Source organism: Pseudidiomarina sediminum DSM 21906 (assembly GCF_000423165.1).
GTDB classification, from domain to species: domain Bacteria; phylum Pseudomonadota; class Gammaproteobacteria; order Enterobacterales; family Alteromonadaceae; genus Pseudidiomarina; species Pseudidiomarina sediminum.
The window spans coordinates 181,197-201,532 of the sequence record NZ_AUHL01000005.1 but is presented as its reverse complement, the minus strand read 5'-3'; the positions used below and the strand labels follow the sequence as shown (position 1 = coordinate 201,532).

The following is a 20,336-nucleotide window of genomic DNA, read 5'->3' as shown; positions in this document are numbered from 1 at the left end:
TGCCGTGCTTCCTAGCTATCGTGATCTCTATTCTGACTTCAACGCAGCGCTAACTCAGTTAGCGCTGCGTCCGCAACAGCAAATTGTCGCCTGCCTCGGTGGTGGCGCTGATTCGCAAACAATTCTCGACTTACTTGATCGCTGGCGCAGCGAACATCCTCAGTACCGCTATCTCGCCATTCATCTTGATCATCACTTTCATCCTGATTCTGAAGCTTGGGCAAGTGGCCTCGTGGCTGACTGTGCGCGGCGACAGTTTCCAATGCATTGTGAAACCTTGCCTGTGCCGCTTGGCGCGCGCGTGAGTAAAGAAGCTGCAGGGCGTGATGCGCGCTATCAACGCTTAAGTGAACTGGTGGAGCCTGGGGCGGTGATGTTGCTAGGGCAGCATCGCAACGATCAAATCGAAACCTTTTTACTGCAACTCAAACGTGGTGCCGGGCCAAAAGGTTTAGCTGCGATGGCGCAATGTATTACCGCAGACGCCGCTGAGCGCCCAGGCGAGCAGGTATGGCTGCGGCCTCTCATTGGGGTGAGTAAGGCCGAAATTTATGCCTATGCCCATCAGCACCAATTGTTTTGGATTGAAGATGATACCAACTATGACACCAGCATCGATCGTAACTTTCTACGGCACGAAATTGTGACGCGCTTAGAACAGCGCTGGCCACATTTTGGTGATGCGGTATTGCGTAGTGCACAGCTGTGTGCCGAGCAGCAGCAGGTGTTAGATGAATTGCTAGGCGCACAACTGGCACAATGGACCCGTAGTGACGGAGCCTTAGCCGTTGAGCCTGTAGCGAAGCAGTCGGTGGTCACCCAACGCGCCTTGTTGCGAGCCTGGTTGCAACAACAAGGTGCGCGCATGCCATCTTACGCTCAGTTAGAACAGCTGCGCGTGCAAATGCTCCATACCGGCAATGATCGTCAGCCCCAAGTCGCGTGGGGCAATCATTACGTTTCGCGTACCCGCGAACGCTTCTTACAACTGCACCAACGGGTTTAAGCAAGGAGTCACGATGACCACATCCGCCGTTTCAGCACCACTGAATCAGCGTCGTGCGATGGTTTTTGGCCTCATGGCTGTGGGGCTTTGGTCAACGGTCGCAACGGCGTTCAAAATCGCCTTAGGTTATTTATCCCCCTTACACTTGTTGTTTCTGGCGGCCTTGACCAGCACTACGGTGTTTGCAACGCTGTTGTTGTGGCAAGGGCGCGTGCGGGAAACCTTAGCCTTAGGCCGGCGGCGTTGGTTGTTTTATTTAGCACAAGGTGCGCTGAACCCCTTTACGTATTATTGGGTGTTGTTCGCCGCATACGACCAGTTGCCAGCGCAACAAGCGCAAGCCATTAACTATACTTGGGCGATTACCATGGCTTTATTGGCCGTGCCAATCCTAAAGCAACGCTTATCGGCCCGTGAATTTGTTGCCATGCTGATTGCTTACAGTGGGGTGGTGTTGATCGCGACCGGCGGGCAATGGAACTTTAGTGAAACCAACTGGCTCGGCATCGGCCTGGCGGTACTCAGCACCTTATTGTGGGCATTGTATTGGCTGATCAATACCAAAAACACCGATGCGCCGATTCCGGCCATGTTTTGGTGTTTCGCCTTCGGTTGTGGCTTGCTGGGGATTGCCGTTGCCCTTGACCCGCAAGCCTTACCTTGGGGGCAATGGCAGGCGCTGGCCGCGGCGGCATATGTCGGTTTGTTTGAGATGGGTATCACTTTTTTATTGTGGCTTACGGCAATGCGTACGGCGGAAAAAACCGCACAATTATCGATGCTGATTTTCTTGAGCCCCTTCATTAGTTTGTTACTTATTTACTTTATTTTGGGCGAAGTCATTCAACTGACCACCTTATTTGGACTAAGCTTGATCTGTCTTGGACTTTATTTGCAAAGGAAATCAACATGAATGGAACGTTTGCCGACGTATTACTCTTGCTCGCCATTGCCGTAGTGCTGGTGTGGGCATTTCGGCGGATCAAACTTCCAGCGATTCTAGCCTATCTGGTCGCCGGCATCGTTGCTGGGCCTGACGTGACGGCGTGGATTCAAGACCCGAACGATTATCATTTTATTGCCGAGCTCGGGGTGGTGTTGTTGCTGTTTTCGCTCGGCTTAGAGTTCTCTTTACCCAAAATGATTGCCATGCGGCGCTTGGTATTTGGTTTAGGTGCCGGTGAGGTTGTTATTTGTACCTTGTTGTTTGCGGGGCTCGCCTTCCTTTGGTTGGACGACTGGACAGCGGCGATGGTGATTGGGGGGACCTTGGCGTTAAGTTCAACCGCGGTGGTGATTAAGCAACTTGGTGAGTCTTCACAGCTCACCACACGCAAGGGGCAAGCGACGGTTGCGGTGCTGTTGTTCCAAGATATCGCCGTAGTGCCGATGTTGATTATCATTCCCTTGCTGGCAAGTAGCTCAACCGACGTCAGTATCTGGGAAAGCCTCGCGGTTGCCTTGGTTAAGGGCGCTGGGGTGGTTGTGGTGTTAATGGCCATTGGTAAGTGGGTATTGCCACATATTTTTCGAGAAATCGCGCGGTTACGTACCGACGAGCTTTTTGTGCTCGCAACGCTATTGGTGGCATTGGTTGCGGGCGGTTTAACGCATTTGTTTGGTTTGTCGATGGCGCTCGGTGCGTTTTTGGCCGGCATGATGCTCGGCGAAAGTAAATACAAGCATCAGTTGGAAGCTGATATTCGGCCGTTTCGCGATATCTTGATGGGCCTCTTCTTTATTACCGTAGGCATGCAACTCGATCTGCAAGTGTTCATGCACAACTTGCATTGGATTGTGTTGGCGGTACTCGGCATTGGGATTATCAAAATGCTGGTGGTGCGTACCTTGGCGGGTTATATGAAAGAGCGCGACGAAGACGCCTGGGGCGCAGGGCTAATGCTCTTCCAAATGGGGGAGTTTGGTTTCGTATTAGTGTCGCTGGCCTTGAGTTATTCGTTACTGTCCGCCGAAATTGCGTCAATGCTCGTCGGCGTCGGTGTGTTGGGAATGGCGGTTACGCCACTGGTGATTCAACGTTGCGCACAATTGGTACGGCCATTGTTACGCAAGGTTGCAGAGCCAAATGAGGCGGATCTCGGCCAGCCTGAACTTAGCGAGCCAAAGCAAGTGCTGGTATTAGGCTATGGTCGAGTCGGTCAAACGGTCAGTCGTTTCTTGACGCAAGAAGGCATTGACCACTTGGCGATTGACCATGACACACGTCGTGTGCAAGAAGCGATTGCCGGTGGTGACAAAGTGTATTACGGCGACGCGGCGCGGCGGGATATTTTAAAAGCGGTCCATGCTGAACAGGTTGAACTGATTATTATTAGTTTCGCCGAAGACTTGAAAGCACTTGAAGTGTTGAAGTCGATTCGAGAATTGAATGAACACGCTGAAATTATTGTACGTTCGCGTGATGACTTGCATCTGCAACAATTGATGGAGGCGGGTGCAACCCAAGTGGTGCCAGATACTCTAGAAGCGAGTCTAATGTTAGTGTCGCAAGTACTCAGTCGCTCGGGCATTCCGATCCGCCGGATCCTCTCGCGGCTTGATCAAGCACGGCGCTCGCATTATGGCGAGATGCATGGGTTTTATCCCGGTGAGACCACCGATATGGACCCAGAGAAAATTGATCGCTTGCAATTTTTACACGCGGTCCAGCTTTCTGATAGCGCCTATGCGTGCGGTAAAGAGTTAAAACGACTGGCGTTGGATGAGCTCGCAGTTACAGTGAAATCCGTCCGTCGCGGCGAAGAAGAGTTTACGGAAGTACGTGGTGATTTTGTCTTGCACCAAGATGATGTCGTAGTGCTGGCGGGCGGCCCCCGCGCGATTGAAGCAAGTGAAAGTTATCTATTGAATGGATAATGTTACATTTGTTACATCTCGCAACATAAACTGCTTTCTTGTTCGTCACTTATTCCCGCATACTATATGCTAGAAATTAACGAACTCATGGAAATCAATCGACAATGGCCTTTCCAAAACGCGCAGTTTTACCACCTACAATAATTATTCTCGCAATTATCCTTCTGTTTGTGCTGTCGTCGATGCGACCACAGCTTCCTAAACGCAGCATGGAGCGTCCCGCTGCCTTAGTCGAAGTGCAAGAAGTTGTGCCTGAGAACCTCAACCTCGCGGTACAGGGGCAAGGCAACGTGATGCCGAAGCACACCACCAGTCTCGTGACGCAAGTCAGTGGGCAAGTCATTGAGATTGCTCCCAACTTCAATAACGGTGGCTTTTTTAAAGAAGGTGAAGTGCTTCTGCGCATCGATCCAAGCGACTATGAAGTGGCGCTACAAAATGCGGCAGCGAACTTAGCGCAAGCGCAAGCAACCCTTGCCGAGGAAAGCGCGCGTGCGCGGGTCGCCAAAGAAGAGTGGGAGTCGTTGGAGCTTGGCGAGATTCCATCGCTAGGCTTGCGAGAACCGCAAGTTGCTAGTGCTGTTGCTGGTGTGAAATCTGCGGAAGCGGCCTACGCGAAAGCCAAACGTGACTTGGAACGCACTGAAGTTCGTGCGCCTTTTGACGGCTTGCTGCAAAACAAAAATGTCGATTTGGGGCAGTATGTCAATCTAGGTAGTCAGGTGGGCCAACTGCTCGGTACTAAAGTTGCCGAAATTCGTGTGCCGTTAAGTGACCGAGATTTGGCGTACCTAAATCTACCGGACTTCTCTCAAAATGATGCGTTTCCACAGGTTCAGTTGAGCTCAAACGTGGCAGGTCAAACCTATCATTGGCAAGGTCATTTGGTACGTAGTGAAGGTATTTTGGATAACAACAGTCGGGTGATCTACGGTGTGGTCGAAGTAGACGACCCGTACAACCGCCAAGGACAGACGCATCCGCAAGTGTTGCGCTTCGGTCGTTTTGTGCAATTGGATATTGAAGGTAAGTTTGTCGAAAACGTGGTGCGTATTCCGCGTTTTGCACTCACCATCGACGGTAACGTGTGGGTGGTTGACGACGAGCGTCGGTTACAACGTCGTAGCGTGAGCATTTTACGCCAAGAGGAAAATGATCTGGTGATCAGTGATGGTTTACAACGTGGCGACAAAGTGGTGTTAACGCAATTAAGTAATGCCTTACCGAGTATGAAGGTACGTTTACCTGGCGATCCTTTGCCACAGCAAATGGAAGGTTCTGGAGCCGCTGAATCGTCGGAAGATGAAACGGAAGTTGTGGTCAGTAGCGATACTGATGACGCTGGCGAATAAGGAGATTTTCCATGCAATCGTCAGAACCTCGTAATATCAAGCCACAAGAAAAAGGTCTTATCGCTTGGTGGGCCAACAACGCAGTGGCCGCCAACTTACTCATGGCGCTGATCATCATCACCGGTATTTTCATGGTGTCACAAGTCCGCAAACAGATGTTTCCGGAAATTGAATTCAATGTGATCAGTATCCAAGTCCCTTTCCCGGGTGCCGCGCCGCAAGAAGTGGAACAAGGCGTCCTGTTGCTGATCGAAGATGCTCTCGAAGACATTGACGGTGTCGAGCGCATGACCTCGACCGCACGTGAGGGCTTTGGCTCGGTCAGCATTGAAGTCGAAAATGGCTACGATGAACAAGTGGTCATGGACGAAGTGAAGATGCTCGTTGATGCGATTCCGAACTTTCCGCAACAAATTGAAAATCCCAATATTTATCGCATGCGTCCGCAGCGGAACGTGATCTGGATTAGTATTTTTGGGGACATGACCGAGCGCAATCAAAAAGAGTTGGCGAAAGCTGTACGTGATGATCTGCGGAGTATGGGCGGCATTACTAAAGTAGATGTGGTTGGTGCGCGTGATTACGAAATCTCTATCGAAATCTCTGAGCACGATCTGCAGCGCTATAACTTAAGCTTTCAACAAATCGTGAATGCTGTACGTGGCACCTCTTTAGATGTGGCTGGCGGTTCGATTCGCACGCCTAATGGCGACATTCTCTTACGTGCCAATAATCAAGCCTATTTCGGGGACGAGTTTGAAAGCATTGTTTTGATCAATAATCCTGACGGTACGCGGTTGACGCTGGGTGATATCGCGACGGTTAAAGATGAGTTTATTGAGCGTCGTCGCTTCACTGAGTTTGACGGTAAGCCTGCAACCTTCGTTAAAGTTGACTCGGTAGGCGATCAAAACGATCTCGCCGTTGCTGAAGCCGTGCGTAATTACGTTGAGCGCAAGCAAAAAGAGCTACCGCCAGAAGTGCAGATTGCCCATTGGGGAGACTCTTCTTACTACCTGCAAGGTCGTCTTGATTTAATGATCGATAACATGATTTACGGCGGCTTTTTGGTTTTCCTGATGTTATCGCTCTTCTTACAATTGCGGTTAGCATTTTGGGTCATGTTAGGCATTCCGATTTGTTTCTTGGGAACCATCGCGTTAATGCCACTGCCGATGTTTGATATCTCCATCAACATGATCAGTTTGTTTGGTTTTATTTTGGTGCTGGGGATCGTGGTCGATGATGCCATTGTCATAGGCGAGAGCGCCTACACTGAAATTGAAAACAACGGCAAGTCGATTGACAACGTGGTGCGTGGTGCGAAAAAAGTTGCCATACCAGCAACCTTTGGGGTGTTGACCACCATGGTGGCCTTTATTCCAATGCTGATGGTTGACGGCGGTATGGGCGCCATTTGGGAGTCCATTGCTTGGGTGGTGATCTTGTGTCTGGCGTTTTCTTTGGTCGAATCGAAGTTGATTTTGCCAGCCCACATCGCTCACATGAAATACAGTAAAGATGTGCATGCCAAGCCAAATGCTTTCCAGCGTGTGCGCAATAAAATTGCTGATAGCTTACGCGCCTTTGTAGAGCGCTTCTACCGTCCGTTCTTGGCGAAGTGTTTACATTATCGCTATACCACGCTAGCGAGCTTCTTAGGCATGTTTATTTTAATGTTCGGGCTTATTTCTGGCGGGGTGGTACGCTGGGTTTTCTTCCCGAATATTCCAAGCGACTTTGTCCAAACCAGCGTGCAAATGCAGCCCGGTTCATCTGAAGATGCAACCATTCGAGCCTTGCAAAGTATTAACCAAGCGTTGCTGCGAGTGGATGCCCAAGTGCAGGACGAAGAGGGCGCGGGAATCGTCAAGCATACCAACGTTTGGCTCGATAGTAACACCAGTGGCATGGTGATGGTTGAGCTTGAAAAAGGTGAAGACCGCAATATTGATGGCTTTAGCATTATCAATCGTTGGCGTATGGAAACGCCTGAAATTGCTGGCGTGAAATCGATTAATTTCCAAGGCAGTATTGCCGGTGGCGCTGGCTTTGATGTGGAGTTCCAGTTAGCCGGTGAAGACCTTGACGAGCTTGCCGCAGCAGCGCGTGAGCTCAAAGATGTGTTGACAGAATTTGATGGTGTGTTTGATGTTGAAGACACTTTTGGCGAAGGTAATGATGAAATCATTCTCGAAACCAAGCCATTAGCGACGGCAATGGGGATCACCTTAAGTGAGTTAGCCAACCAGGTACGTTACGCCTTCTATGGCGCGGAAGCACAACGGATTCAGCGTGGCGATGAAGAAGTGCGGATCATGGTGCGCTATCCGTACGACGAACGTCAGTCCATCGGTAATCTTGAAAGCATGAAGTTACGCTCAAGTGATGGCGCTTTGATTCCATTTACTGAGTTGGCCGAGATTCGACATGCGAAAGGCTATAACACGATTACGCGTAACGATGGTGAGCGTTCGGTGAACGTGCGCGCACGGGTCGACAAAGATAGTGTTGAACCCTTTGAAGTGGTGCAGCAAGTGCAGCGTGACTACATGCAGCCGATTTTAGATAAGTACCCAAGTGTGCAAGTTAAACTTGAGGGTGCTTCGCAAGATGAAGCGGAAGCGACCAGTTCGTTGGCGATTGGGTTTGTGTTGGCCTTGTTTGCGATTTATGCATTGATGGCCGTCCCGTTAAAGTCGTACAGTCAGCCGCTCATTATTATGTCAGTTATTCCATTTGGCATGATTGGTGCTGTCGTTGGTCACTGGATTCTAGGTATGCCGATCTCGGTGCTAAGCTTGTTCGGTATCATCGCGCTTGCTGGGGTCGTGGTGAACGACTCGCTGGTAATGGTGGATTACGTTAACCAATCCCGTCGTGAAGGGGTGCCATTGCGTAAGGCGGTTCAAGATGCTGGTTCTGCGCGTTTCCGAGCGATTATCTTGACCAGTTTGACGACCTTCTTCGGCCTATTACCTATAGTGCTTGAGAAGAGTTTGCAGGCAAAAATTGTGATCCCGATGGCGATTTCACTGGGCTTCGGTATTTTGTTTGCCACGGTCATTACCTTGTTACTCATCCCATGCTTGTATCTGATTTTGGATGACACGAAGCGTGGCGTGAAAACCATGTTGTCATGGTACGGATTGACGGAGAAACCGGCTCCGAAAAGTTAGCCTCGGACAATTCCGTCATATGATGGTAAACTAATGACCTTACAATGATTAATGAAGCAGCCTTGGACATTCAGGGCTGCTTTCTTCCACCGCTTCAGTCAGCGCAAGGTCGATAGCATGAGTCTCACTACACTCGATATCGTTACACTGGCATTCTTCGTAACGGTTTGGGTTTCATACACCCAGTTCGCTCGCATCCGAGCACGTACTACCTATAGTTTGTCCCATGTTTTACGTCAGCTCCGGATCGATTGGATGACGACGTTGACCCGTAAAGAACACCAAATTGCCGACGCTAGCTTACTGGGTAACCTTGAGCGTACGGTGACCTTTTTTGCCTCGTCAACGGTACTGGTGCTCGCCGGTGTGCTGACCTTATTGGCGTCGGCTGACAAAGTTGTGGATGTTTTACATTCCTTACCCTTTACCGCTGATACGGCACCCGAGAAAGTGCAGTTTAAATTGGCCGTACTGTCGCTGATTTTCGTGTTTGCCTTTTTCAAATTTACCTGGGCGATTCGCCAGTTTGGTTTTGTCTCGGTATTGATGGGCGCAGCGCCGCAGTATCGTAGTACTGAGTTCACTGATGAGCAGCGCGAAATTTTTGCCCGTCAGTCGGCTAAAGTATTGGACCAAGCGGGGCATGAGTACAACAACGGACTACGCTCGTATTACTTTGCACTGGCTTATTTGAGCTGGTTCTTACATCCTGCGTTGTTTGTGATCGCCACCATTTTGGTGGTTAGCGTATTGTACCGTCGCGAGTATCGTTCGCGCGTGTTGCGCGCCTTGTTAGCGACAAAAGGGCTGGAACCAGGACGAATTAATCAACAGGAGTCAGAGCGTGACGCACAATGATGTGGATGTTTTAACCTGGACCCTCAAAGGAGCGGCCGGTGAACCACTTGAGAATGACCAACAATTATTAAACCGACGTATTGCGTATGACGGCGGTGCGCTATTGTTTCAAGACTATGGCGTGATCAGCGTTGAGCCAGAGCAGCCTGGCGATAAAGATGTGGTGCTGTCGTGTGCTGTGCACGGTGATGAGACCGCACCAATTGAAATTGTTCGCGACATCATTCATGCCATCTTGCGTGGTGAGATTAAACCGGTGCAGCGAACCTTGTTTTTGATTGCCAACCCGGCTGCGATTAGCATTGGTAAACGCTTTGTGGATATGAACATGAACCGCTTATTTAGTGGTGCTCATGCCAATGGCGATACGCCTGAACACCATCGCGCGGCAAACCTCGAACACTATGTCAGCAGCTTTTATGCGAATGCGCCGGCGGGCGAACGTCGTCGTTTTCATTACGATTTGCATACTGCGATCCGTGATTCTCAGTATGAAAAGTTCGCAGTGTATCCGTTTACTCACGGCGCGCCGTACAAGAAAGAACAGTTTACCTTTTTGGCCGAGTGCGGGGTTGAGACCTTACTCTTGAATCAAGCGCCGACCACGACCTTCAGTTACTACAGTGCGCGCACCCACGGGGCCGATGCTTTTACCGTTGAGCTCGGAAAAGTACGTCCGTTTGGCGAAAATGACCGAAGCAAGTTCGCTGCTGCGGAACGTATGTTTACCGCCTTAATTTGCGAACGTGAGTTGCGCTTGCCGACGTTTGATCCGGCACGGACAAAAGTTTACGACGTCTACCGTACAATAAACCGTACAGTCGAGAATTTTACCCTGCATTTTCCTGATGATGTGGCGAATTTTACGGCATTTGCGAAAGGGGAATTATTGGCCACTGATGGCGATACCGAGTATCGCGTGAGTCAGGACGGCGAACGGATTATTTTCCCGAATGCTAAGGTAGCATTGGGACAGCGGGCACTTCTGACCGTTGTAGAATTACCTGTTGAGGGGTTACAACTGGTCTGATTTTTGTGCAAACCGACGCTCACTTATTTGCATGTCAGTTGACGTAAAGGTAAAGTGAGCGCAATTTTTCTTAGAACGAGAAAGTTATGGCACAGGACAAACAACATCAGCTTGATATTGTGACCGAACCGCAGTTTATTGACGGTTCTGCGTTGCAAATCCCCATGCTGCAAATCCTCAAAGAAGACGGCAGCGTTCAAAAAGGCGCAAGCGTTCCTGCAATCGATAAAGAACTTGCACTAAAGATGCATGACACCATGCAGTTCATTCGTATTTTGGATGAGCGTATGATTGCTGCGCAGCGTCAAGGACGGATCAGTTTCTATTTGTCATCACTCGGTGAAGAGGCTGCCAGCATTGGCTCTGCCGCTGCACTTGATGATGGTGACATGATCATGGGACAGTATCGTGAGCAGGGCGCCTTGGCGTTCCGTGGCTTCACTGTTGAGCAGTTCATGAATCAGTTGTTCTCGAACGAGCGTGATTTAGGTAAAGGTCGTCAGATGCCAGTGCACTATGGTTGCGCGGCGTTAAACTTCATGACCATTGCTTCGCCACTTGCGACCCAAATCCCACAAGCGACAGGATATGCCTACGGTCAGAAAATGGACCAAACCGGCAACTGTACCCTTTGCTACTTCGGTGAAGGTGCCGCTTCTGAGGGTGACTTCCACGCCGCCTTGAATATGGCCGCAGTGTATAAAGTTCCCGTTATTTTCTTCTGCCGTAACAACGGTTATGCCATTTCAACGCCATCTCAGGGTGAGCAATATGCCGGTGACGGTATTGCCCCACGTGGTGTGGCTTATGGCATGAAAACCATCCGTGTTGATGGCAATGACATTTTCGCAGTGTATCAAGCGACCCAATTGGCGCGTAAATTGGCTGTTGAAGAGAATGAGCCAGTATTGATTGAGGGCATGTCGTACCGTATGGCGGGCCACTCAACTTCTGATGATCCGACCGGGTATCGTACCCGTGAAGAGGAAGCTGCATGGCGCGCAAAAGATCCGTTGGCGCGCTTTGAAAGCTACCTGATGGCACAAAAGTGGCTTACCAAAGAAGCTGCTGAAGAGAATTACGCCGAGAAAAAAGCCGCAGTATTGGCTGCATTGAAAGATGCCGAGAAAGTACCGGTGCCACACATCGATGAATTAATTAAGGATGTGTACGATACCCCAACCAAGCAGTTGCAAGAGCAACTTGAAGAGCTTAAAGCGCATATTCGTAAGTACCCAGAGGCGTACCCGAAAACTGCGTCGCGCATGGACGGGGGAGAAAAATAATGGCGAAAATGAATTTATTGCAGGCCATCAACAGCGCGCTTGATTTGGCGATGGCAAAAAGCGACAAAGTATACAGCTTCGGTGAAGATACCGGCGCCTTTGGTGGCGTGTTCCGAGCGACTTCTGGGTTGACCGAAAAGTATGGTCGTCACCGTAACTTTAATACGCCGCTGGTCGAGCAAGGTATTCTTGGTTTTGCCAACGGTCTCGCGTCACAAGGCAGCTACGCCGTGGCGGAAATCCAGTTTGGTGACTACATCTTCCCAGCGTTTGACCAAATCGTAAACGAGTCGGCGAAGTTCCGTTACCGTTCAGGCAATGAGTTTAACGTGGGTGGGTTAACCATTCGTACACCATACGGTGGTGGTATTGCCGGTGGTCACTACCACTCGCAGTCACCAGAAGCCTACTTTGCTCATACGCCTGGCTTGAAGATTGTCATGCCACGTAACCCATACATGGCGAAAGGTTTGTTGCTCAGCGCGATTTTCGATCCGAACCCAGTGTTATTCATGGAGCCGAAGCGCTTGTATCGTGCCTCGACGGGCGAAGTGCCTGAAGGTGAATACACCTTAGAGTTAGGCAAAGCGGACGTGGTGCGTGAAGGTAAAGACCTGACCATCGTTGCTTGGGGTGCCCAAGTCGAGATGGCTGAGAAAGCTGCCGATATGGCCGCTGAGCAAGGCATTGATTGCGAAATTATCGACTTGGTGAGCTTACTACCGTGGGACTACGACACCGTTGCTGCCTCGGTGAAAAAGACCGGTCGTTTAGTCGTGACCCAAGAAGCGCCACTGACCAACGGCTTTGCCAGTGAAGTTGCTGCGACCATTCAAGACAAATGTTTCTTGTACCTTGAGTCGCCAATTGCGCGAGTGTGTGGTCTCGATACGCCGTACCCATTGAGTCACGAGAAAGAATACTTCGTTGACCACCTGAAAGTTTACGAAGCCATTAAAGCTTCGATGACCTATTAAGAGGGCCTAAGCGATGAGTAAAGATTTTATCTTACCCGATATCGGCGAAGGCATCGTCGAGTGTGAAATCGTCGAGTGGCTGGTCAAAGAGGGTGACAGCATTAAAGAAGATCAACCTGTGGTTGATGTGATGACCGATAAAGCTTTGGTGCAAATTCCGGCCAAAGAAGATGGTGTTGTTACGAAGCTTTATTATCAGCAAGGTGAAATTGCCCAAGTGCACGCGCCACTGTTTGCGATTCGTGCCGACGGGGACGATGTAAGTGCTGATGAGACTGCACCTGAACAACCTGCGGCAACGGCGCAACCGGCGGCGGTGGCAAGTGGGAGTAGTGTAACAGACTTTATCTTACCGGATATCGGTGAAGGTATTGTTGAGTGCGAAATCGTTGAGTGGCAGGTAAAAGAAGGCGATGTCATCGAAGAAGATCAACCTGTGGTTGATGTGATGACCGATAAAGCCTTGGTACAAATTCCCGCCAAAGAGCACGGTGTAGTTGAAAAGCTTTATTACAAACAAGGTGATATCGCCAAAGTACACGAACCTTTGTTTGCCGTTCGCGTAGAAGGCGGTAGTGACGCTCCAGCGGCCGCTAACGAAGCGCCAAAACCTGCCGTAGCAGAGGTCGCTACAGCAGCGCCTGCACAGGCTGAGACAGAGGTTCGTTCTGGCAAGGCGATTGCTAGCCCAGCAGTGCGCCGACGTGCGCGTGAGCTAAATATTGACTTGAGCCAAGTAACTGGTTCTGGTGCGAAAGGCCGCGTGATGAAAGAAGACGTTGAGCGCTTCGCCAAAGGCGATACGACTTCAGCAACTACTGCATCAGCCCCGCAAGCAGCGACGCCACAGACACAAGTAACGGGCGGAACACGGACAGAAGCGATTCGCGGCGTGAAAGCGGCGATGGCGAAAGCGATGGTCCAATCGGTCAGTACGATCCCGCACTTTACCTATGCCGATGAATTCGATCTGACGGCGGTAATGGCGCTGCAGAAGCAGCTGAAAGAGCGGTATAAAGACGAAGGTATTCGTATCACTATGATGCCGTTCTTTATCAAAGCGCTGTCGTTGGCATTGAAAGAGTTCCCAATCATGAACGCGCAAGTTAATGACGCGTGCACTGAGTTGACATACTTCGATGATCACAATATCGGTATGGCAGTGGATACCAAAATTGGGTTGCTGGTTCCGAATGTGAAGCAAGTACAAAACAAGAGCTTGATTGATGTCGCCAACGAAGTGACGCGTCTAACGCAAGCAGCGCGTGAAGGTCGCGTGGCGCAAGAAGATATGAAAGGCGGAACCATTTCAATCTCGAATATCGGGGTGATTGGTGGCACGGTAGCGACGCCGATTATTAACAAACCTGAAGCGGCAATTGTGGCATTGGGTAAAGTACAACAGTTACCGCGTTTTGATGCGCAAGGGAATGTGGTTGCGCGTAACATCATGACGGTAAGTTGGTCAGGTGACCATAGGATCATTGATGGCGGGACGATTGCGCGTTTTAACAAACGTTGGCAAGAATTCCTTGAAGATCCGACCTCAATGCTTGTGCATATGGTCTAACCAGTTAATAAATAGTGTAAAAACCGGCCAAAGGCCGGTTTTTTTGTGTTTAACGGTCTTGGTATTAGTGTAGACGCTATGTTATCTTTTTATTAACTTGTTAATAGGAGATAGTCGGTATGCGCCAGTTATTTGTAATAGGATTGGGCTTATGCGCATTACTTTTTAGTAACAGCGTGTATAGCGAGGAAGCCTCAGCAGCTCAACAGCGATTTCAGTCGAGCTATCAAGCTTATTTAACTGCGCGTCAAACGCCAACAACACCAACTGACGAGTTACAACAGGTGGCTCGCGAGGCTTGGCAGGCCGGACAAGATTATTTTGGCGAAAACGATATTAATACCGCGACCCTGTTAATGAATTATTTGTTGTCTTTAGCTCCCGAGACACTCCAACAAGAGCAGTATCAGCAACTTACCGCACAGATGATCACTGTGTTTCGCAGTGCTTATGGTGAGGATGCATATGAGGTCGTCGCGCCTTTACTCATTGGTGTTCGTTCCGTGGCAGGCAAGGACAGCGCGGCAACGAAGGGTTACGTACAAGAAGCTGAAACCATCCTCAATCAGTATGTAAATGAGCAACCCGAGCGTGTGATTGGCATGCGGGTACTCTTCGCCACAGAACTCCTCAACCATGGTCTTTCAGAGAAATCACGTTGGCAAAAGCTGTATCAGTTAAGCGCTGAGCGCTTGGGTGATACGCATTTGCACACCCTGACCGCGGCCTACAATATTGCGAGCCACGACGAGGCTGACAATAATCACACCAGTGCGATGTCGACCTTGCGCCGCATCGTTAATTTACCCGAGTCAGACGCGCCGGAAATGCTAAAGCTACGCATCGCAGCGCATACTAGCTTGGCGCGGATTCACAGCAAGCGTAAAGAAGACAAAGAGGCAGCGCTGCATGCACAGTCCGTCTCTCGGCTAAGTGTGAACTTAGGTGAGGCAAAGCATGAACCGACGGTGATTTATCGTACGAGCCCAAGCTATCCGACCGAAGAACTGCAAAACGATAAGGGTGGCGCAGTGCTCCTGAGCTTTGCTGTCAACGAAGACGGTGGCGTAAGTGATATCGAAGTTGTTGAGCAGACCAGCGAATACTTTGGTATCGCCGCGAAAGAAGCATTGGCAATGTGGCGTTATGCGCCAGGGTTTGTGAATGGAGAATTTGTTCGAGCTGATGGGCTGAAGGTCCAGCTTGATTTTTCTATTGAGAAGCAGAGTGGCAAGCGTCCAATTTTCTTCTAGCGTCATGAAGGTGTCGCTGCCCAAGGCAGCGACAACAAATTAGCGCTTGGCGACAATACGTCGTACTAAGCCCGGCCAGAAGCGCTGTAACAATGGCGCAAGCTTCGATAAGCCAGAACCCACGACCACTTCAGCTTTTTGCGCGGCAATAGCTTTGAGCGATTGACGCGCACATTCCTCCGCAGAAATACCTCCGGCATTATCAGGGTCTTCGTGACCTAAGGCTGAGCCATTCCCCGTCAGCGAGTTGTGCGCCACTTGAGTGTTGATAAAGCCCGGCAGAATAGAGGTTACGACAAGTTGATGCGTATGAGTTTCGGCGCGCAGCGCATCCATAAACCCAAGCACACCAAACTTAGCACCGTTATAACCACTGCGCAGTTTAGTGCCGACTTTGCCCGCTACCGATGACACGGTGACAATGTGTCCACTGCGACGTTCAAGCATACGCGGTAGCACCAATTTGGTGAGGGCGACTACGGCAAAGTAGTCGATTTCCATCAGTTGACGGTACACACTCAGATCGGTTTCAAGGATCAAGGAACGTTGTGAGACACCGGCATTATTGATGAGAATATCAATCACCTGATCGCCAAGTGCCTGTTGCGCTTCCGTAGCGGCTTGCTCTGGCTGACTTAGGTCGAGAGCGAGGACTCGGTGGCGTTCAGGGTGGGCGAGGCGCTGACGGACTTCCTCAAGCGCTTCGGCACGGCGTGACGTTAAAATCAGGTGGGCACCTGCCTCGGCAAGTTGCTCAGCCATGGCAAGACCGATGCCTGAAGAGGCACCGGTCAACCACACAGTTTTACCTGAGTAGTACTGCATAGCTTAGCCCGCTGGGTAAACGTAGTTGGCTTGAATACCCAATGGAATGCCGGCCATCCAATACAAGACGAAGAACGCCGACCAAATCACTAACAAGCTCACAGTAAACGGCAACATCAGTGCCACCAATGAACCGATACCTGTGCCTTTCACATAGCGCTGACAGTACAACACAACGAGTGGGAAGTACGGCAACAATGGCGTGATGATGTTACTGGTGGAATCACCGACACGGTACGCCGCTTGGGTTAAGTCAGGTGAATAACCCAGTTGCATCAGCATTGGCACGAAAATCGGTGAAATCAATGCCCATTTGGCTGAGGCTGAACCGACAAACAAGTTGATAAAGGCGACCAAAATGATGATGCCCACCATGGTCACGCCGCCAGAAAGTTCAAGTGAACTTAAGAAGGCTGCACCTTTAATCGACAACAAGATACCTAAGTTTGAGTCGCCGAAGGCTTTAATAAACAAGGCACAGAAGAACGCCATGACCATATAATAAGCCATGCCTTCCATCGACTTCGTCATGGCACCAATGACGTCTTGCGAGGTTTTAAAGGCTCCAGAAATATAACCATGGACAATACCTGGCAGGATAAACAGCAAGAAGATTAACGGTACAATCATCTTCATCAACGGTGCAGTGAATGAAGCGAGTTCACCAGATGCATCTGCCAGCGGCGTATTTTCAGCCGTAGCCGCAAAAAACAAAGCAACCAAGCCGAGTACCATAGTGATCACACCAGCGTAGAAAGCTTTGCGGTCACGTGGGGTGACATCATCAAGGGCTGGCATGTCTTCTTGGTCACCGTCAATTGGCGTTTTGCTCAAACGCGGCTCGATGACGCGGTCCGTTAAATACCAACCGACGAGAATGACGACAATGGAAGACGCCGCGGTAAAGAAGTAGTTGTTCAGTGGGTTGAGTTGCACCTGCGGATCAAGGATCTGCGCTGCGGTTTGGGTAAACCCTTGCAATAACGGGTCAATGGCTGATGGCACAAAGTTGGCACTAAAGCCCCCTGAAACACCGGCAAACGCCGCCGCAATACCCGCTAATGGATGACGGCCCGCAGCGTAGAAAATCACCCCACCGAGTGGAATGACTAACACGTAACCGGCATCAACTGCTGTGTGACTCACAATGGCGATAAGAATCAAGACCGGCGTAAGTAACAGCTTTGGCGTTACGTTGAGCATCAGTTTGATGGCTACGTTGATAAAGCCACTACGTTCGGCTACACCAACACCTAACATGGCAACCAAGACAACGCCTAACGGCGCAAAGCCCATAAAGGTGCCTACCATATTGGCGAGGAAGTCGGCCATTTCGGCGCCGCTTAATAAGTTGGTGATGCCAACATTTTCGCCAGTTAGCGGATGCACAGCATCGAATTGAACGCCAGATAATAAGAAGCTAGCGACCCATACGATGATGAGCAAGCCGAAGAACATAACGGCTGGATCAGGGAGTTTGTTACCCACCTTCTCGACTTTGTCGAGCATACGGTTGAGTAACGAGGAAGGTTCAGACATGAGATAACCCCTTTACTATTGTTATTATTTGTAAGACGCACGTATCATACCCCATCAGGATAGGAGAACAACAGAGCTACCATGATTTGTGGAACCGATGAAGCAGGGCGCGGCCCCATTGCCGGCCCAGTGGTCGCCGCAGCGGTGATTTTAGACCCGCAGCGACCCATTGAAGGGATCAATGATTCAAAAAAGTTGTCTGAAAAGAAACGTCAGGCACTAAGTGAAGAGATTAAAGCGAAAGCTTTGTATTGGGCGATTGCGCAGTGTGATGCTGACGAAATTGACGCCATTAATATTTTACAGGCTTCATTACTGGCGATGCAGCGTGCGGTGGAAGCCTTACCGATTGCTCCGGAAAAAGTCTTGGTTGACGGTAATAAACTACCGAAACTACAAGTGCCGGCAGAAGCCGTGGTTGGTGGCGATGCGCTGCATGCCTGTATTGGTGCAGCCTCGATTTTGGCCAAAGTAGAACGTGATCGACAAATGCTGGCATGGCATGAGCAGTATCCGGTGTACGATTTTGCCAAGCACAAGGCGTACCCAACGCCGGCGCATCTCGCCTTGATTCAAGAACATGGTGTGTGTCCCATTCACCGGCGCAGCTTTAAACCTGTGCGCCGGGTCTTGGGTGAAGACGTTTAAGCGCTGCACATCCGCAAAATGACTTGGCGCAACTGCTGTTGCGCTGGGGCAATTTCATCGAGACGAATAAATTCATCCGGTTGGTGCGCTTGGGCAATCGAGCCAGGCCCCATGACGATGGTTTGGCAGCCGAGGTCTTGTACAAAAGGGGCTTCGGTACAGTAGTTCGCGGGCGTTGCTGCGTTACCGGTTAACTCTTGCACCAAACTGACAATGGCGGCGTCAGGGTCACAGCGATAGCCCGGAATAGGTTCGTGCATGTGCTCAAGACAAATCGCGTTAGCAAATTGCTGTTTTAACGGACTGAGCTTCTCATCAAGTAAACCATAAAGCTCATCAATACTCATACCTGGTAGCGGACGCATATCGATGTGCATCTCACAGCAGGCACAAATGCGGTTGGCGGCATCGCCACCATTGATATTGCCGAAGTTGAGGGTTGGGTAGGGCACATCGAAGTGGTCATCGTGATAGCGCTGCTTGAACTCCTGCTGCAGTTCGCGCAAGTTGGTGATGACATCGTGCATGATCTCAATCGCATTCACGCCCGCCGCTGGGTTCGAGCTGTGGCCACTTTTCCCGGTAACGCGAATGCCTTCGGTCATATGACCTTTGTGCATGGTGACTGGGGTCATGGAGGTCGGTTCGCCAATAATGGCAAAGTCAGGGCGTAACCCTTCAAAAGCAGCTAATTCGCGAGCACCGGCCATAGTGGTCTCTTCATCAGCCGTGGCCAGTACATATACGGGCTTGCTCAATTTGTTTAAGTCGATATCACGTAATGCTTCAAGGACAAAGGCAAAAAAGCCTTTCATGTCGGCGCTACCGAGGCCATAGAGTTTGCCATCGGCTTCATGTAGTTGAAACGGATCTTTGGTCCAGCGGCCTTCGTCCCATGGCACCGTGTCGGTATGTCCAGCGAGTAATAAGCCACCACTGCCGTCGCTTTGCGCGGGCGTGTATTTCGCAAGCAAGTTGTATTTGCCTTGCTGGCGTGTCAGTTCATTGATGGTTACGTCAAAACCTAGTGTGGTCAGCCACCCGGCGAGTTTGTCGATGACCGCTTTGTTACTGGTATCCCAATGTGGGTCAAGACAAGAAACCGAAGGAATCGCGATAAGCTCGCGATAGAGGGTCAGAAAAGGGGGTAGCTGTGACATACTGTACTCCATTGAATGCACGGTAAGTCACAGCATACCTTATTTTATTAGAAGTGATAACTTGCTTCTAAACGAATACCGTCACCGAATTCGCTGTCTTGATAGCGTGCGCCAACAGCAAATTGTGGGTTGATGTAAAAACGCGTACCGAACTGATACTGAGTATCGTCGCCGGCGTCATTGTAGTCGACCCAACCAAGACCACCGTAGATCTCAAAACGGTCGATACGGGTACGTAAGTTACCCTCGACACCCCAGTACGAGGTATCAAAACCGCCAAAATCAACGTGACCTACACGACCCGAGAAATCGGCTAACACGGTATCGCTCAACCACAAGTGGCGGCCAAGTTTCACGCCGTAGGCATCGCGGTCATTACCTTGGAAGCCGTCATCGCCGTCACGGAAGTAACCGCCTACGAACCACGGTGAGTTGAACTGGTAGCTACCCTCGAGGATAAACCCATCATCGCCTTCGTCGTGATCCGCAATACCAGCGCTAATGAAGTTGTAAGCGCTATTTACTTCGGGCGCCTCAAACGGGGCATTGTTTTGCGTTTGCGCAAAGCTTGGGGTTACGACGGCCAAAGTACTGGCTACTGCAGTAAGGGTAAACACTTTACTAAACGTACTCATGATGAATTACCTCATGTAATGAATTCGTTCTATAGTGTGCTAAGCCTTTGGCAACTTGAAAAGACGGTTTACCGAAGTTTTACCTGCCTGTTTTTGCGGCTTTGCGTTGTGTTTAGGGGGCAAACTGCCTAACATAGACAA

Annotated in this window: 16 protein-coding genes; 12 read left to right on the top strand and 4 right to left on the bottom strand. The window is 50.3% G+C overall.

What is annotated here, in order from left to right; all coding sequences use genetic code 11:
• Window positions 1-4 precede the first annotated feature (4 nt).
• The 11 genes from tilS to G535_RS0100840 all read left to right on the top strand — a co-directional run bounded on the left by tilS (window position 5) and on the right by G535_RS0100840 (window position 15,388).
• Entirely contained in the window at window positions 5-1,006 is a 1,002-nt protein-coding gene (gene tilS / locus G535_RS12565; protein ID WP_051206873.1) for a tRNA lysidine(34) synthetase TilS, read from the top strand.
• Window positions 1,007-1,019: 13 nt separating this feature from the next.
• The gene (locus tag G535_RS0100885; protein ID WP_051206872.1) at window positions 1,020-1,919 is read left to right on the top strand and encodes a DMT family transporter; all 900 of its coding nucleotides are present in this window, start codon (window positions 1,020-1,022) and stop codon (window positions 1,917-1,919) included.
• Window positions 1,916-3,883: a monovalent cation:proton antiporter family protein gene (locus G535_RS0100880; RefSeq protein WP_026860342.1), complete on the top strand. Its 1,968-nt coding sequence runs from the start codon at window positions 1,916-1,918 to the stop codon at window positions 3,881-3,883. The genes G535_RS0100885 and G535_RS0100880 overlap by 4 nt, the downstream gene beginning before the upstream one ends.
• Before the next feature lie 182 nt (window positions 3,884-4,065).
• A complete protein-coding gene (locus G535_RS0100875; protein WP_157981194.1) occupies window positions 4,066-5,235 on the top strand; it encodes an efflux RND transporter periplasmic adaptor subunit in 1,170 nt (389 codons plus the stop codon).
• A gap of 11 nt (window positions 5,236-5,246) precedes the next feature.
• A complete protein-coding gene (locus G535_RS0100870) occupies window positions 5,247-8,414 on the top strand; it encodes an efflux RND transporter permease subunit (protein WP_051206871.1) in 3,168 nt (1,055 codons plus the stop codon).
• Window positions 8,415-8,531: 117 nt separating this feature from the next.
• Window positions 8,532-9,272 carry a DUF599 domain-containing protein gene (locus G535_RS0100865; protein ID WP_026860339.1) on the top strand — a complete coding sequence of 247 codons (741 nt, stop codon included), beginning with the start codon at window positions 8,532-8,534 and terminating at the stop codon, window positions 9,270-9,272.
• Complete coding sequence (astE, locus tag G535_RS0100860) at window positions 9,259-10,302, top strand: succinylglutamate desuccinylase (protein ID WP_026860338.1); 1,044 nt, start codon at window positions 9,259-9,261, stop codon at window positions 10,300-10,302. Before G535_RS0100865 ends, astE begins: the two co-directional genes overlap by 14 nt.
• Before the next feature lie 86 nt (window positions 10,303-10,388).
• Complete coding sequence (locus G535_RS0100855) at window positions 10,389-11,588, top strand: thiamine pyrophosphate-dependent dehydrogenase E1 component subunit alpha (RefSeq protein WP_026860337.1); 1,200 nt, start codon at window positions 10,389-10,391, stop codon at window positions 11,586-11,588.
• Window positions 11,588-12,565 (top strand): alpha-ketoacid dehydrogenase subunit beta, encoded by a 978-nt coding sequence (locus G535_RS0100850; protein WP_026860336.1) that lies wholly within the window; start codon window positions 11,588-11,590, stop codon window positions 12,563-12,565. Before G535_RS0100855 ends, G535_RS0100850 begins: the two co-directional genes overlap by 1 nt.
• A 13-nt stretch (window positions 12,566-12,578) precedes the next feature.
• Window positions 12,579-14,135, top strand: a complete 1,557-nt coding sequence (locus tag G535_RS0100845) for a dihydrolipoyllysine-residue acetyltransferase (RefSeq protein WP_026860335.1) — start codon at window positions 12,579-12,581, stop codon at window positions 14,133-14,135.
• A 119-nt stretch (window positions 14,136-14,254) separates the two neighbouring features.
• Window positions 14,255-15,388 (top strand): energy transducer TonB, encoded by a 1,134-nt coding sequence (locus G535_RS0100840; RefSeq protein ID WP_026860334.1) that lies wholly within the window; start codon window positions 14,255-14,257, stop codon window positions 15,386-15,388.
• Between the two features lie 39 nt (window positions 15,389-15,427).
• On the opposite strand, the gene G535_RS0100835 is transcribed toward G535_RS0100840, so the two are convergent.
• Window positions 15,428-16,213, bottom strand: a complete 786-nt coding sequence (locus G535_RS0100835; protein WP_026860333.1) for an SDR family oxidoreductase — start codon at window positions 16,211-16,213, stop codon at window positions 15,428-15,430.
• 3 nt (window positions 16,214-16,216) lie between these two features.
• Window positions 16,217-17,752 (bottom strand): AbgT family transporter, encoded by a 1,536-nt coding sequence (locus G535_RS0100830; protein ID WP_026860332.1) that lies wholly within the window; start codon window positions 17,750-17,752, stop codon window positions 16,217-16,219.
• Between the two features lie 81 nt (window positions 17,753-17,833).
• On the opposite strand from G535_RS0100830, the gene rnhB reads away from it, so the two are divergent.
• Entirely contained in the window at window positions 17,834-18,400 is a 567-nt protein-coding gene (gene rnhB, locus G535_RS0100825; RefSeq protein WP_026860331.1) for a ribonuclease HII, read from the top strand.
• On the opposite strand, the gene argE is transcribed toward rnhB, so the two are convergent.
• A complete protein-coding gene (argE, locus tag G535_RS0100820) occupies window positions 18,397-19,560 on the bottom strand; it encodes an acetylornithine deacetylase (protein ID WP_026860330.1) in 1,164 nt (387 codons plus the stop codon). The two genes, rnhB and argE, sit on opposite strands and share 4 nt — an antisense overlap.
• 47 nt (window positions 19,561-19,607) lie before the next feature.
• Window positions 19,608-20,195 carry an outer membrane beta-barrel protein gene (locus G535_RS0100815; RefSeq protein WP_026860329.1) on the bottom strand — a complete coding sequence of 196 codons (588 nt, stop codon included), beginning with the start codon at window positions 20,193-20,195 and terminating at the stop codon, window positions 19,608-19,610.
• Between the last annotated feature and the right edge of the window lie 141 nt (window positions 20,196-20,336).

What these genes read in the sequence shown, in the direction of transcription:
- G535_RS0100845 (WP_026860335.1), top strand. Translation starts at nt 12,579, where the DNA reads ATGAGTAAAGATTTTATCTTACCCGATATCGGCGAAGGCATCGTCGAG.
- G535_RS0100840 (WP_026860334.1), top strand. Translation starts at nt 14,255, where the DNA reads ATGCGCCAGTTATTTGTAATAGGATTGGGCTTATGCGCATTACTTTTT.
- G535_RS0100830 (WP_026860332.1), bottom strand. Translation starts at nt 17,752, where the DNA reads ATGTCTGAACCTTCCTCGTTACTCAACCGTATGCTCGACAAAGTCGAG.
- G535_RS0100885 (WP_051206872.1), top strand. Translation starts at nt 1,020, where the DNA reads ATGACCACATCCGCCGTTTCAGCACCACTGAATCAGCGTCGTGCGATG.
- G535_RS0100815 (WP_026860329.1), bottom strand. Translation starts at nt 20,195, where the DNA reads ATGAGTACGTTTAGTAAAGTGTTTACCCTTACTGCAGTAGCCAGTACT.
- G535_RS0100835 (WP_026860333.1), bottom strand. Translation starts at nt 16,213, where the DNA reads ATGCAGTACTACTCAGGTAAAACTGTGTGGTTGACCGGTGCCTCTTCA.
- G535_RS0100875 (WP_157981194.1), top strand. Translation starts at nt 4,066, where the DNA reads ATGCGACCACAGCTTCCTAAACGCAGCATGGAGCGTCCCGCTGCCTTA.
- G535_RS0100850 (WP_026860336.1), top strand. Translation starts at nt 11,588, where the DNA reads ATGGCGAAAATGAATTTATTGCAGGCCATCAACAGCGCGCTTGATTTG.
- G535_RS0100865 (WP_026860339.1), top strand. Translation starts at nt 8,532, where the DNA reads ATGAGTCTCACTACACTCGATATCGTTACACTGGCATTCTTCGTAACG.
- G535_RS0100855 (WP_026860337.1), top strand. Translation starts at nt 10,389, where the DNA reads ATGGCACAGGACAAACAACATCAGCTTGATATTGTGACCGAACCGCAG.
- rnhB (WP_026860331.1), top strand. Translation starts at nt 17,834, where the DNA reads ATGATTTGTGGAACCGATGAAGCAGGGCGCGGCCCCATTGCCGGCCCA.
- G535_RS0100880 (WP_026860342.1), top strand. Translation starts at nt 1,916, where the DNA reads ATGAATGGAACGTTTGCCGACGTATTACTCTTGCTCGCCATTGCCGTA.
- G535_RS0100870 (WP_051206871.1), top strand. Translation starts at nt 5,247, where the DNA reads ATGCAATCGTCAGAACCTCGTAATATCAAGCCACAAGAAAAAGGTCTT.
- argE (WP_026860330.1), bottom strand. Translation starts at nt 19,560, where the DNA reads ATGTCACAGCTACCCCCTTTTCTGACCCTCTATCGCGAGCTTATCGCG.